The sequence below is a fragment of the Candidatus Accumulibacter phosphatis genome (assembly GCF_012939955.1).
GTDB classification, from domain to species: Bacteria; Pseudomonadota; Gammaproteobacteria; order Burkholderiales; family Rhodocyclaceae; genus Accumulibacter; species Accumulibacter delftensis.
The window spans coordinates 1-12,590 of sequence record NZ_SPMY01000022.1 but is presented as its reverse complement, the minus strand read 5'-3'; the positions used below and the strand labels follow the sequence as shown (position 1 = coordinate 12,590).

The window sequence follows — 12,590 nt, the reverse complement described above, 5'->3', positions numbered from 1 at the left end:
CCAGCCGCCCATGGCCACGCCATTGATCACCCTGACATCGGCCAGCAAGGCTCTTCAAGAGCCGCCAAGCAGGCGTCTTTCTGGTAGAATCCGCGTGTTGCGCTTCGCTTTAGTCATTCGACGACAATCCCGGAGAGTCGTTGGCGCTTTTCTTCGTTACGACATCACCAAGACATGACCACTTCGTCGCATTCCTCCTTCATCATCGTCGGACGGACCACCGCCGGCAAGAAGTTCCGCCCAAGCGACTGGGCCGAGCGTTTGTGTGGCGTTCTCTCGGCGTTCGGCGCCGAGAAACGAATGCGCTATTCACCGTACGTCGGGCCGCGCAACTACAAGGGAGAAAAGGCTGTTTTTGTCGACGGTGGCTTGTACGAAGTTGAGCCCATGGCCTATAGATTCGTGCTGCATTTCGCGCAGGACAACGACCTCGAATTGATTGAAGGCGTCCTGCCCGGCCGTTAGGCGATTTCTGTCAAAGGACCAGCCGTCTTCCGTGTAGCGGCCACAGTTACCGAGTTCGACTATGCGCCTTAGCTGGAAGCCGAGTGGTTCGCCGGCTTAGCGGTTCGTCGCCCAGCCGCAGGCGCTCCGCATCCCCTCATCCGCCACTCCCGCTTCCTCAGCCAATTCTTCTTACGCGTGCGCCAAGCTGGCCGAGCTTTTCCTCGATGCGTTCATAGCCGCGGTCGAGATGATAAATGCGCTCGATCAAGGTTTCGCCCTGCGCTACCAGACCGGCGATGACCAGGCTGGCTGAGGCGCGCAGGTCGGTGGCCATTACCGTCGCCCCATCAAGATGGCCGACGCCGGTGACCATGGCGTTGCTGGCGTCGATCTTGATGTCAGCCCCCAGGCGGATCAGTTCGACGGCGTGCATGAAGCGATTTTCGAAGATCGTCTCGCGGATAACCGCCGATCCCTCGGCGACACAGTTGACGGCCATGAACTGCGCCTGCATGTCGGTCGGAAAAGCCGGGTAGGGTGCAGTGCGGATACTTACCGCCTTTAGCCGTGGCGGTGCCTGTAGCGTAATCGCCGTGCGCTCGATGAGCAGTTCACAGCCGGTATCGAACAACTTGTCGATCACGGCGTCGAGATTGGCAGCCGAGGTATTGGTCAGCCGGATATTGCCACCCGTCGCCGCGGCCGCGCAAAGATAGGTGCCGGTCTCGATGCGGTCGGCCATGATCGCATGCCTTGCGCCATGCAGGCGCTCGACGCCCTGGATGCGAATCTTGGCGGTGCCGGCGCCAGCGATCTGCGCACCCATCGAAACGAGGCAGTTCGCCAGGTCGACCACCTCGGGTTCGCGAGCAGCATTCTCGATGATCGTTTCGCCCTTGGCCAGGACTGCCGCCATCATCAGGTTTTCGGTGCCGGTGACGGTGACCATGTCAGTGACGATGCGCGCCCCGGTGAGGCCACCTTTGCCTTGCGCCCTGGCCTGGATGTAGCCATGCTCGACGAGCACTTCGGCACCCATCGCCTGTAGCCCCCTGATGTGTTGTTCGACCGGCCGCGCACCAATTGCACAACCGCCCGGCAAGGACACCCGCGCTTCACCATGGCGCGCCAGCAGGGGGCCGAGGACCAGGATCGACGCACGCATGGTCTTGACCATATCGTAGGGGGCAAGCGGGTTGTCGAGCCCCCGGCTGTTCAAGAGCAGCCCGTCGGCGCCGAGGTCTTCGACAGCGACGCCCATCTGTTCGAGCAGGCGCAGCATCGTCGAGATGTCCTTCAGCCGCGGTACGTTGCTTAGATGCAGCGGCTCGGACGACAGCAGGCTGGCGCAGAGAATTGGCAGGGCGGCGTTTTTGGCACCCGAAATGGCGATTTCGCCGGCCAGCGGCGTGCCGCCCTCGATCAGCAACTTATCCACGCGTCTCGCTCCATTCGGCAGGTGTTTGCGTCTTCATCGACAGTGCGTGCAGTGCGCCGCTGTTGAAATGCTGACGTAGTATTTCGTTCACCGCCTGCTGCCTTTGCACGCGGCTCTTGCCGGCGAACTCGCCGCTGACGATCAGGGCTTCGAAATGCTGGCCATCGCCGGCGACTTCGAGATGCTCGCAGGCGATGCCTTCGGCGATGATTTTGCGGACTTGTTCAGGGTGCATCATGATTCAGGACCTCAGTTTGTAGCCGCTCCTGAGGAGCGCCAGCGTTGCCGCGGACACCAGCAGGAAAGTTGCGGTAACGACCGCCAGACTAATTCCCGGCGGCACGTCCGAGACGCCGAAAAAGCCGAAGCGAAAGCCGTCGATGATATAGAACACGGGGTTGAAACGCGAAACGAGTTGCCAGAATTCGGGCAGCGAATGAATCGAGTAAAAGACGCCAGAGAGCATGGTCAGGGGCATGATCAGGAAGTTCTGAAAACCCGCCAACTGGTCGAACTTGTCGGCCCAGATACCGGCGATCATCCCCAGGGTTCCCATGATCCCGCCGCCGAGAGCGATGAAGAGCAGAATCCAGTGCGGGGCAGTGAAAGTCAGGGGTGCGAACCACATGGTTACCACCAGTACGCCGCCGCCGACCATCACGCCGCGCAGCATTGCGGCAACGACGTAGGCCAGGAAGAACTCGACGTAAGAGATCGGTGGCAGAAGCACGAAAACGACGCTGCCCGTCACTTTTGACTGAATCAGGCTCGACGAGCTGTTGGCGAAGGCGTTCTGTAGCGCTGACATGATCACCAGCCCGGGAATCAGAAAGGCAGCGTACGGCACACCGTTCACCTGCACGTGCGACTCCAGCACGTGCGAGAAGATCATCAGGTAGAGCAGTGCGGTGAGTATCGGCGCGCCGACGGTCTGGAAGCTCACTTTCCAGAAACGCAAAAGCTCCTTGTAGAGCAAGGTTAGGAAGCCGCTGCTCATCTTGCGGTGTCCTGCGCGCTACCACTCTCCTGCATGACGCCGAGAAAGACGTCCTCGAGGTCGGCTTGCGTCAGCCGCAGGTCGTCAATACCACAGCCAGCCGCGCGCAGGGTCGCCAATAGCGGTTCGAGCTCGTCGAGGCTTGCCAGGTGGAAGGCGCAGGTCTGCTCACTTTCACTGGCGCGAGCGCGCAGGGCGGCGGGCAGCGAAGCTGGCCCGCCCGCGAGACGGAGGTTCAGTGTCTGACCCGAGAAGCGTGCCAGCAGGTTGCGGGTCGTATCCAGGGCCACGACCTGTCCCTGCTTGAGCATCGCGATTCGGCCGCAGAGAGCTTCTGCCTCCTCGAGATAGTGCGTCGTCAGGATGATCGTGTGGCCGTCCTGGTTGAGACGGCGGATGAATTGCCACAGGCCCTGGCGCAACTCGACGTCGACGCCGGCGGTCGGCTCGTCGAGGACCAGCACTGGCGGCTTGTGTACCAGAGCCTGCGCGACCAGGACACGCCGCTTCATGCCACCGGACAGGCGGCGCATGTTGATGTCGGCCTTGGCAGTGAGATCAAGATTGGCGAGAATCTCGTCAATCCAGTCGTCGTTGTTGCGCATTCCGAAATAGCCGGATTGAATCCGCAGCGTCTCGCGTACCGAAAAGAAGGGGTCGAAAACGAGTTCTTGGGGAACCACGCCCAGTCTTCGCCGCGCTTCGCGGTAGTCGCTGAGCACGTCGTGGCCCATGACGCTCAGCGTGCCGGCATCCGGGCGGGTGAGGCCGGCCAGGCAGGAAATCAGCGTTGTCTTACCCGCGCCGTTCGGGCCGAGGAGACCGAAAAATTCGCCTTCGGCAATCTGCAGCGAAACACCCGCGAGCGCCCGCAAGCTGCCAAAGCGCTTTTCGACTTGAGAAATAGAAACTGCGACGCTCATGGCATCGGGGACGGGGTCGAAGCTGCGTCGCCCGTTCAGGCGAGCGGGAGGAGTTCGGAGACGCCGTATAGCTCTGCCAGGCTGATCATGCTTGCCGGCGGATGGGCAATTCGCAGTTGGACGCCGCGCTCCGTAGCCTTGCGCTGCCAGGCGAAAAAGGTGCTCAGCGATGACGAATCAAGCTCGGCCACGCCCGCAAGGTCGAGCAGCAATTCGCCTGATTGTGCACCGCAATTCAGCAGGGGGTAGCCTGCTTCGAGCAGCGCACGGGCGTTGGCGATGAGCATCGGCGCGGTGACACGCAGCCGGCCTTCTGCTTGCTCGATCATTTGTTGGCGTTTGCCAGTTGCATGTTTCTATTGCTGAGCATCTGGATCAGCCCGTCGATACCCTTGTTGCTGACTTCGCGGGCGAAGGTTCCCCGGTAATTGGTGACCAGGCTGACGCCGGAGACGATGACATCGTAGACCTTCCAGCCGCTGCCCTGCTTTTCGAGCGAGTAATTGAGCGGAATCGATTGGCTGCCCGGTTGCACGACTTCGGTCTTGACAACGACATCGGTTGCGCCGGCTGCAAAGGTGCTCGGCCGGTAGGAGACGCTTTGGTCCTTGAACGAGGTCAGGGCATTCGAATAGGTGCGTACCAGCAGGTTCTTGAACTCTTCAGCCAAGCGTTGCTGCTGCTCGGGTGTGGCCTTGTTCCAGTTGCGTCCGACGGCGAGGGCCGTCATGCGCCGGAAATCAAAGTACGGGAGCACCTTTGTTTCGACCAGTTTGAGAGCCTTGGCGGTATCGCCGCTCTGAATGTCCTTGTCCTGACGGACGATGTTCAGTACATCGTCGGTGACCTGTTGCACAAGTGCATCGGGTGACTGCTCCAGTGCGACCGCGGAGCCCGCCAGCAGCAATAGAGAAAAAAATAGTGACAGTAGAGATCTCATGAATATTTCCGTGCAAGTAAGGACTGCTGCTTAACGCAGCATGGTCTACAGCAGCCGACGCGGCCGCTCAATGGTCAGGGGAAAGCGGTGGCGGGGGACTGTCGACACCGTCGAATATCAAGCTGCGACGATTCTGCAGGTAGGCATCGCGTATATACGAGTATTTGTCGAAAGCCGCCTCTTCAACCACCTTGTCAGCCGGCAGGTAGCCCGCCCTGATGTCTGTGTAGCGCAGCGCAACCAGGCTGTTGCGCAGCGCAACGTTGTCGACGCGCCAGACCGGATCGTAATAGGTGTCGAGCAGCCAACCGAAGGTGTCCCGTGTCGTACGCGGTCCGATGATGGGCCAGTAGAAGTAGGGGCCGTTGGGAACGCCCCACGTGCCGAGCGTCTGGCCGAAGTCTTCGGTGTGTTTGACCAAGCCCATTTCGCCGGCCACGTCAAAGATGCCGCCGATACCGACGGTACTGTTGATCAGCACCCGTCCAATATCGGAAAGGCCGTCAGCTCCCTTGCCCTGCAGGAGGTTGTTGATTGCCGTCCACGAGTCCCAGATATTGCCGAAAAAATTGCCGACCGCGACTTTGACCGGCAGCGGCGTCACAGCGTCGTAGCCTTGGGCTACGGGCTTGATGGCAACCTTGTCGAGGCCTTCATTGACGGCAAACATGGCGCGGTTGAAGCCCTCGAAGGGGTCTGCCGGATCCTGATCTACCGTTGCGCAACCGCTGGCGGCAAGAATCGCCACTGCGCAGGCGCAGGCGGTAAGGGGGCGCGAAAAAGTTGGTTTCACTGATTTCCTTCCGTTATTCTGTCGGACTTTCCGAGGCCTTGTTGAACATGAACTGACTGATCAGGCTTTCCAGCACCACTGCGGATTGCGTTTTCGTGATCACGTCGTTGGCCTGCAGCATCTTTTCGTCGCCGCCTGGATCAAGGCCGATGTATTGCTCTCCGAGCAGGCCGGCGGTCAGGATCAGGGCGAAAGTATCTCTTGGAAAACGATAGCTCTCGTTGATGTGGAAGGTGACCACCGCTTCGTAGTCCTTGGGGTCGAAACGGATGTCAGCCACCCGGCCGACGACGACGCCGGCGCTTTTTACCGGCGCCCTGACCTTCAGGCCGCCGATATTAGCAAACTTGGCCGTCAGCGGGTATGTTTCGGCGAAATTGCCAGCCGAGAGATTGCCCACCTTCAGCGCCAGGAACAGTACGCCAGCCAGTCCCATGGCAACAAAAATTCCGACCCACAGGTCGAGTAACTTGCGACTCATCAAGCCTCCCGCAACATGAACGAGGTTAATACAAAGTCGAGCGCCAGGATCGCCAGTGCCGACTGCACGACAGTGCTCTTGATCGAGCTGGAAACGCCTTCCGCTGTCGGTACTGCATCGTAGCCCTCGAAGACGGCAATCAGCGAAACCGCAATGCCGAAGACAAAGCTCTTGATGATGCCACTCCAGATGTCATGGTAAAAATCAACCGAAGCCCCCATCTGTGACCAGAATGCGCCTTCGTCGACGCCGATGAAGATGACCCCTATCAGGTAGCCGCCGAAGATACCTGCCACCGAGAATAGCGCCGCCAGCAAGGGCATCGAGATCACGCCACCCCAGAAACGCGGGGCCACGACGCGGGCAATCGGGTTGACCGCCATCATGTCCATTGCCGTGAGCTGCTCGGTTGCCTTCATCAGGCCGATTTCGGCCGTGATCGCCGAGCCGGCCCGCGAAGCAAAGAGCAGTCCAGCGACCACGGGACCAAGTTCCCGGACCAGCGATAACGCTACCAGAACGCCAAGGGCGTCGGCGGAGCCGTAGCGCTGCAGTGTTTCGTAGCCCTGCATGCCGAGCACCATGCCGATGAACAAACCAGAAACCATGATGATCAGCAGCGATTGGAAGCCGGAAAAATAGAGTTCGCGGATGGTCAGATGTATACGCCGGAAGGACTGTCCGGACGAGAGCAGCAGCACGACAAAGAAACGGGCGATAAAGCCCAACTGCTGGAGCGCCGAAGTTACGCGGTGTCCCAAATGGGTGATCATCGCCACAGCCGTACTCCGACCATCACGTCTAGGCTCGCTCATGGGCAGCTTTCCCAAGCAATTCCTCAACAAGAGGCTTGGCAGGATAGTGGAAGGGGACCGGTCCGTCCGCCTGCGCGAAAACGAACTGGTGCACAAAAGGATGTTGCGAAGCGCGGATCTCGTCGGGCGTGCCCATCGCCACCACTTTTCCGTCGGACATGAAATAGATGTAGTCGACGATCTGCAGCGACTCCTGAATGTCATGGGTGACCATGATCGAGGTTGCGCCGAGCGCATCGTTCAGCTTGCGAATCAGTTGCCCGATGACTCCCAGGGAGATCGGATCGAGCCCGGCAAAAGGCTCGTCGTACATGATCAGCATTGGGTCGAGCGAAATCGCCCGTGCCAGTGCTACTCGTCTGGCCATGCCGCCGGAGAGTTCGGCGGGCATCAGCTGATCGGCACCGCGCAAGCCAACGGCATTGAGCTTGAGGAGGACCAGGTCGCGGATCAGTTCCTCGGGCAGGTCGGTGTGCTCGCGCATCTGATAGGCGACGTTGTCAAATACCGAAATGTCCGTAAACAACGCGCCGAACTGGAACAGCATGCCCATGCGTCGGCGCAGATCGTAGAGCTCGTCATGGCGCAATTTGGGCACCGACAGGCCGTCGACCAGCACCTCGCCGCGGCTGGGCTTGAGCTGCCCACCAATCAGCCGCAGCAGAGTGGTCTTGCCGCAGCCGGAGCCGCCCATAATCGCGACGACCTTTCCGCGCGGGATCTGCATGCTGATCCCCTTGAGGATCGGCCGATCGTCATAGGCGAAATCAAGATCCTTGATTTCGACCAGATTATCGTCAGACACTGTTGAATCCTGAGACAAAAAAAACCATTATACCGGACTCTCGGCGTCAGCCGCGTGAATTGCTTGGCGCCCGCGTATCTGGGAAACAGTGACGTGTTAATCTACCCGGAAACAACGGCCCGTTTTTCATTCTTCCCATGACGGAAATCTCCCTGCCCGATAAACCCCTGCTGCTGATTGTTGACGACGACCCGCTGATCTGTGACAGCTTGAGTTTTTCGCTGAGTTCGTTCTTCGAAGTGGTCACCAGCCATTCGCGCCCGCATGCCTTGCAGCTGCTTCGGCAGTTGCGCCGGCCGCCGGAGCTGGCGCTGCTTGACCTCGGTCTGCCGCCGCTGCCGCATCGTCCCGACGAGGGCTTTGCGCTGATATCGGAGCTGCTCAAGGTCGCGCCGGAAATGCGTATCGTCGTCCTCTCCGGACAAAGCGAGGACGGCAACGCACGTCACGCGCGGACGCTTGGCGCGGCCGATTTCGTGGCCAAGCCGTGCAACCCCGCCGATCTGCAGCAGCTTCTCCAAGGGGCGCTGACGTTTCGCGCCCTCGTCGAGAAGCGCCCGCCGGGCGCGGCTGCCTCACCGCTGATCGGTAACAGCCCGGCTATCGACAAACTGCGGTTGCAGTTGCGACAGTATGCCGACCTGCCTTTCGCGGTACTGATCGAAGGTGAATCGGGGAGCGGCAAGGAAATCATCGCTTCGGCTTGTCTGCATTACGATACGCGCCGTCGCGAGAAGCCGTTCCTGGCGCTGAATTGCGCGGCAATTTCGCCGAACCTGGTGGAGGCAACCTTGTTTGGCTACGCGCGCGGCGCGTTTACCGGCGCCATCGCCACCAAGGCGGGTTACTTCGAAGACGCCACCGAGGGTACCTTGTTTCTGGACGAGATTGGCGAACTGGCGCTCGAACTACAGGCCAAGCTGCTGCGGGTGCTGGAAAACGGCGAGTATCAACGGGTCGGCGAAACACAGCCGCGCGTCAGCCGGGCGCGCATCATTGCCGCCACCAACCGCGATTTGCGCAAGGAGGTGCGGACCGGAAATTTCCGGGCTGATCTCTACCACCGCCTGTCGGTGTGCGCCATCGTCGCTCCGCCATTGCGCGAGATGGGCGACGACAAGCTGCTCCTGCTTGAACACTTCCGGCAGCTGTACGCGGCCCAAGCGCAGCAACTGCCGTTCAGTCTTTCCGCCGAGGCAAGGCGCCTCTGGCTCGACTACTCTTTTCCCGGCAATGTCCGCGAGTTGCGTAACATTGTCATTCGTCTGGCCAGCAAGCACTCGGGGCAGGTGGTCGACGTGGCTGCGCTCGAAGCCGAGCTTGACGTGCCTGACGAGCCGCTGGCCGCGGCGACCGGCGTCGCCACTGGCGGCGGTGAGGAGGCCGACGGCGAGGTCATCATCGCCGCGGCAACGCAGCGCTTGCGGCAACGCGAGCCCTTCAGTCTCGATGGCTTGCTCAATGCCACCGAACGCGGCTATATCGAAGCCGCGCTGAAGCTGGCGCATGGCAATGTCAGTCAGGCTGCTCGCCTGCTCGGCATCCATCGCACGACGCTCTACAACCGCATGGAATCGTCGGCGCGGGAACTCTGATGTATCTAGAACATTTCGGCCTGCATCAAGCGCCTTTTCGGATCACGCCGCATACCGAGTTCTTTTTTGCCGGCGGCAAGCGCGGCGCGACGCTCGAGGCTCTGATCTACGCGATCACTCACGATGAAGGCATCGTCAAGGTCAGCGGCGAGGTGGGTAGCGGCAAAACGATGCTCTGCCGGATGTTGCTCGAGAAGCTCCCGGATAACGTCGAGACGGTCTATCTGTCCAATCCGCTGCTCTCGCGCGACGAAATTCTCTTCGCCATTGCCGAGGAGTTGCGCATCCCCCTTGCGGACGGGCGTAACCATCTGCTGCTCCGTTCGCTTCAAGAGCGTCTCCTGGAGATCTACGGCAGCGGTCGCCAGGTGGTGGCCTTGATCGACGAGGCGCATGCCATGCCGCCCGAGGCTCTGGAAGAGATTCGGCTGCTTTCCAATCTGGAGTCCAACCGCCACAAACTGCTGCAAATCGTTCTCTTCGGTCAGCCCGAGCTGGATTCCCGCTTACGGCAAACGAGCATGCGCCAACTCAATGACCGCATCACCCACAATTTCAGGCTGGAACCGCTGCGCCGCAGCGATGTTTCGGTCTATCTGTTGTTCCGCCTGCGCGCGGCCGGTTATCGGGGGCCGGATCCCTTCACCAAAGGGGCTGTCGAGCTGATCAGCAAGGCCTCAGAAGGGCTCAGCCGACGCATCAACATTCTTGCCGACAAGGCACTGCTCGCCGCTTTCTCCGAAGGTGTGCATCAGATCGATCGGCGGCAGGTCCGGGCGGCGATTCGCGACGTCGAGTTCCGCCGCCTCAAGCGCCGTTTTGGCGTCGGCTGGGCCTGGGCGGGCGCCGCGGCAGCAGGCCTTTGCGTAGTGGTCGTCGTCGCCTATCTCGCCGGCACTCGGAACCTCGCCAGTCTTGGCGGCCCGGCCGGCGCTCCCCTCGCCGAGCCGCCGGTCGTCGCGGCCATGGCCGTGGCACAGGGCGTCGAGGCACCGCTTGCGGCGCCGGCCTTGGCGCTGGACGCAACGTCCGGTGTCGCAACGGCGGAGCTTTCGGTCGCCGCTGCGGAGGCCCCGCTACCAGGCACCGAGTTGCCGCGCGCGCCAGCTTCTCTGACGCTGGCTGAGCGTAGCGCGGCCAGCGCCGCCTGGCTGGCAAAGACTCCGGATAGTCATTTTTTCATTCAGTTGCTCGTCGTCGATGCCGCAAGTGAGAAAGAAGTGCTGGATTTCATTGACAAGCATGCCGCAACGCTTGACCTGCAGCAGCTTCGCGTCTATCGCTCGAATCTGAGCGGTCGCGACCGGCTCGGCGTCATTTATGGCGACTATCCGTCACGCGAGCTGGCGAATGCTGCGCTGGCCAAGCTCGCCGAGGTCAGCCCGGCGAGCAAGCCCTACGTTCGAGCGGTCAGCCGACTACGCTGACAACGCTCTCCGGGGCGCCTCGGAATAGGGTTGTAACACAATAAAAATCATGCACTTGCCTCGAAGTTTTGTCGTGGTATCATGAAGTCAACCCTTAACCGGAGCAAGCCCGAGCGTGCCTCTGCAAACTCTCAGCGCCATCCTTTTTTCGCTTCTCCTTGGCGCTTGTACGCCGACGACGCTCAGTGGCGGGCCGGCGCCTGCACACCTGCAAGCCGACAGCGTGGTCAGCACGCCGGGCACTATTCCTGCACCGGTTCAACAGAGCCTCTCTCTACCGAGGCCACGGCCGGCCGGCAAGACCGAGACCTACAGCGTGGTGGTCAACAACGTCGCGGTTCACGATCTGCTTTTTGCCCTCGCCCGCGATGCCAAGCTGAACGTTGATATCCATCCCGGCATTGTCGGAGAAGTGACTCTCAACGCCATCGATCAGACCCTGCCGCAGCTGCTTACACGTATTTCCAAGCAGGTGGATATGCGCTTCGAACTCGATGGCCCGAACCTGGCGGTGATGCCCGACGCCCCCTATTTGAAGAACTACAAGGTCGACTACGTCAACATCTCTCGCGACGCCACCGCCACGATATCGACCAACACCCAGATTTCCACCAGCGCGTTGGCGACCGGCGCTGGCGGTGCGGCCGGAACGGGGAACACCTCGCGGATTCAGATCGAGAACAAGTCGAACAACCGTTTCTGGGCGTCCCTCGAGAAAAACCTCAAAGACCTGCTGCATGAGACCGACAAGGTCTTCCCGGAAGGTTCCACCGAGACGGTGACCGAGGAGGCCAGCTCGCAAAGTACCAGCGGTACCGGTGCTGGCGCGCCGGCACAGGCAAAGGGCACTGCGGCGCGCCTGACGCAGCTCGCACAAGGCTTGGCCGGCAGCCCGAATCCGGCGACGCTGCAGAACACCGGCGCCACCGTCGTCAAACGGATGACCTTTCGTGAAGCTGCGTCGGTCATCGCCAATCCGGAAACGGGGGTGATCGACATTCGGGCGACCGCTCGACAACACGAAAGAGTGCAGGCCTTTCTCGATCGGGTGATGAGCAGCGCCCGGCGCCAGGTGCTGATCGAGGCAACGATCGTCGAGGTGGGCCTGAGTGATGGCTACCAGCAGGGTATCGAGTGGAGTCGCCTGACCAGTGGCAGCACTTACGAGATCACCAAGCCGGCGGTGACGACGAATGTCGGTACGGCCGTGACGCCCTACGTCATCAAGTACAGCAGCCTCAACCCGGCGAGTCTGCTGGGAAGCGTGGAACTGCTGCGTGCCTTTGGCACCGTCAAGGTCCTCTCCAGCCCCAAGCTGACGGTGCTCAACAACCAGACGGCGACGCTCAAGGTTTCCGAGGACTTCGTCTATTTCAGCGTCAAGCAGGATTCCGTGGCAGGAGGTCCCAACACCAACGCGACCGTGAGTACCACAACCACGCCGCAGTCAGTCTCGATCGGTTTCTTCATGAGCCTGACGCCGCAGATCAGCGACAACGGCACGGTGACCCTTAACGTCCGTCCGTCGATTTCCAGTATCGCCGAACTTAAGCAGGACCCCAACCCAGCGCTTACTAGCAGCTTGTCGGACTACCCGTCGGCAAAGCCGGCGCGTTTCACCATGTGGGACAAAAAGCCGGATTTCCCTGGTTTTCTGGCGTTTCCAAGGGATTTCCCCTCATTCTCCCTACTGTGGACGCAATACGGCCAAGCGCTTCAAATTCCAGGCGAGGCAAACCAGCGTCCACTCGCCGGTGACCTTCTTCAAGCCGCGCAGGGAGAAGCGGCGAAAGCCCATCACCGACTTGATGATCCCGAAGACCGGCTCGATCGTCTGCTTGCGTAAGGCGTAGCGCGCTCGTCCATCCTTGGTCTTCAGCCGATGGGACATCGCCTGTACTGGCGTGGCATTGTCGGGCAAGGGGGCCG

14 protein-coding genes and 1 pseudogene are annotated in these 12,590 nt (G+C 60.8%); 4 read left to right on the top strand and 11 right to left on the bottom strand.

Annotated elements, in window-relative coordinates; genetic code table 11:
* The first annotated feature begins 174 nt into the window (after nucleotides 1–174).
* Entirely contained in the window at nucleotides 175–465 is a 291-nt protein-coding gene (locus E4Q23_RS08335) for a DUF3579 domain-containing protein (RefSeq protein WP_169066212.1), read from the top strand.
* A gap of 157 nt (nucleotides 466–622) precedes the next feature.
* Here the strand turns inward: E4Q23_RS08335 and murA are convergent, their stop codons facing one another.
* The 10 genes from murA to E4Q23_RS08285 form a co-directional block, all read right to left on the bottom strand.
* Nucleotides 623–1,885 (bottom strand): UDP-N-acetylglucosamine 1-carboxyvinyltransferase, encoded by a 1,263-nt coding sequence (gene murA, locus E4Q23_RS08330; RefSeq protein ID WP_169066211.1) that lies wholly within the window; start codon nucleotides 1,883–1,885, stop codon nucleotides 623–625.
* Complete coding sequence (locus E4Q23_RS08325; RefSeq protein ID WP_211203688.1) at nucleotides 1,878–2,123, bottom strand: BolA family protein; 246 nt, start codon at nucleotides 2,121–2,123, stop codon at nucleotides 1,878–1,880. Before E4Q23_RS08325 ends, murA begins: the two co-directional genes overlap by 8 nt.
* A gap of 3 nt (nucleotides 2,124–2,126) precedes the next feature.
* The gene (locus tag E4Q23_RS08320) at nucleotides 2,127–2,882 is read right to left on the bottom strand and encodes an ABC transporter permease (protein WP_169066210.1); all 756 of its coding nucleotides are present in this window, start codon (nucleotides 2,880–2,882) and stop codon (nucleotides 2,127–2,129) included.
* On the bottom strand, nucleotides 2,879–3,805 hold the full coding sequence (locus E4Q23_RS08315; RefSeq protein ID WP_169066209.1) for an ABC transporter ATP-binding protein: 927 nt from the start codon (nucleotides 3,803–3,805) through the stop codon (nucleotides 2,879–2,881). Before E4Q23_RS08315 ends, E4Q23_RS08320 begins: the two co-directional genes overlap by 4 nt.
* Before the next feature lie 35 nt (nucleotides 3,806–3,840).
* Entirely contained in the window at nucleotides 3,841–4,134 is a 294-nt protein-coding gene (locus E4Q23_RS08310) for an STAS domain-containing protein (protein WP_169066208.1), read from the bottom strand.
* Nucleotides 4,131–4,745, bottom strand: coding sequence for an MlaC/ttg2D family ABC transporter substrate-binding protein (locus tag E4Q23_RS08305; RefSeq protein ID WP_169066207.1), 615 nt, complete (start codon nucleotides 4,743–4,745; stop codon nucleotides 4,131–4,133). The genes E4Q23_RS08310 and E4Q23_RS08305 overlap by 4 nt, the downstream gene beginning before the upstream one ends.
* A 67-nt stretch (nucleotides 4,746–4,812) precedes the next feature.
* A complete protein-coding gene (locus tag E4Q23_RS08300) occupies nucleotides 4,813–5,538 on the bottom strand; it encodes an MlaA family lipoprotein (RefSeq protein WP_169066206.1) in 726 nt (241 codons plus the stop codon).
* A gap of 13 nt (nucleotides 5,539–5,551) precedes the next feature.
* Entirely contained in the window at nucleotides 5,552–6,019 is a 468-nt protein-coding gene (gene mlaD, locus E4Q23_RS08295) for an outer membrane lipid asymmetry maintenance protein MlaD (RefSeq protein WP_169066205.1), read from the bottom strand.
* Nucleotides 6,019–6,792, bottom strand: a complete 774-nt coding sequence (mlaE, locus tag E4Q23_RS08290) for a lipid asymmetry maintenance ABC transporter permease subunit MlaE (RefSeq protein WP_211203690.1) — start codon at nucleotides 6,790–6,792, stop codon at nucleotides 6,019–6,021. The genes mlaD and mlaE overlap by 1 nt, the downstream gene beginning before the upstream one ends.
* A gap of 28 nt (nucleotides 6,793–6,820) precedes the next feature.
* Entirely contained in the window at nucleotides 6,821–7,639 is an 819-nt protein-coding gene (locus tag E4Q23_RS08285; protein WP_169066203.1) for an ABC transporter ATP-binding protein, read from the bottom strand.
* 137 nt (nucleotides 7,640–7,776) lie between these two features.
* On the opposite strand from E4Q23_RS08285, the gene E4Q23_RS08280 reads away from it, so the two are divergent.
* The 3 genes and pseudogenes from E4Q23_RS08280 to E4Q23_RS08270 all read left to right on the top strand — a co-directional run.
* Nucleotides 7,777–9,234 carry a sigma-54-dependent transcriptional regulator gene (locus E4Q23_RS08280; RefSeq protein WP_169066202.1) on the top strand — a complete coding sequence of 486 codons (1,458 nt, stop codon included), beginning with the start codon at nucleotides 7,777–7,779 and terminating at the stop codon, nucleotides 9,232–9,234.
* Complete coding sequence (locus tag E4Q23_RS08275) at nucleotides 9,234–10,661, top strand: AAA family ATPase (protein ID WP_169066201.1); 1,428 nt, start codon at nucleotides 9,234–9,236, stop codon at nucleotides 10,659–10,661. The genes E4Q23_RS08280 and E4Q23_RS08275 overlap by 1 nt, the downstream gene beginning before the upstream one ends.
* 478 nt (nucleotides 10,662–11,139) lie before the next feature.
* Nucleotides 11,140–12,207: pseudogene (locus tag E4Q23_RS08270) on the top strand (type II secretion system protein GspD); the annotation flags it as partial.
* A 141-nt stretch (nucleotides 12,208–12,348) separates the two neighbouring features.
* Here the strand turns inward: E4Q23_RS08270 and E4Q23_RS08265 are convergent.
* The coding region (locus tag E4Q23_RS08265) for a transposase (RefSeq protein WP_169066200.1) at nucleotides 12,349–12,590 on the bottom strand (242 nt) is incomplete at its 5' end.

What these genes read in the sequence shown, in the direction of transcription:
- E4Q23_RS08310 (WP_169066208.1), bottom strand. Translation starts at nt 4,134, where the DNA reads ATGATCGAGCAAGCAGAAGGCCGGCTGCGTGTCACCGCGCCGATGCTC.
- mlaD (WP_169066205.1), bottom strand. Translation starts at nt 6,019, where the DNA reads ATGAGTCGCAAGTTACTCGACCTGTGGGTCGGAATTTTTGTTGCCATG.
- E4Q23_RS08280 (WP_169066202.1), top strand. Translation starts at nt 7,777, where the DNA reads ATGACGGAAATCTCCCTGCCCGATAAACCCCTGCTGCTGATTGTTGAC.
- E4Q23_RS08325 (WP_211203688.1), bottom strand. Translation starts at nt 2,123, where the DNA reads ATGATGCACCCTGAACAAGTCCGCAAAATCATCGCCGAAGGCATCGCC.
- E4Q23_RS08315 (WP_169066209.1), bottom strand. Translation starts at nt 3,805, where the DNA reads ATGAGCGTCGCAGTTTCTATTTCTCAAGTCGAAAAGCGCTTTGGCAGC.
- mlaE (WP_211203690.1), bottom strand. Translation starts at nt 6,792, where the DNA reads ATGATCACCCATTTGGGACACCGCGTAACTTCGGCGCTCCAGCAGTTG.
- E4Q23_RS08335 (WP_169066212.1), top strand. Translation starts at nt 175, where the DNA reads ATGACCACTTCGTCGCATTCCTCCTTCATCATCGTCGGACGGACCACC.
- E4Q23_RS08305 (WP_169066207.1), bottom strand. Translation starts at nt 4,745, where the DNA reads ATGAGATCTCTACTGTCACTATTTTTTTCTCTATTGCTGCTGGCGGGC.
- E4Q23_RS08275 (WP_169066201.1), top strand. Translation starts at nt 9,234, where the DNA reads ATGTATCTAGAACATTTCGGCCTGCATCAAGCGCCTTTTCGGATCACG.
- E4Q23_RS08320 (WP_169066210.1), bottom strand. Translation starts at nt 2,882, where the DNA reads ATGAGCAGCGGCTTCCTAACCTTGCTCTACAAGGAGCTTTTGCGTTTC.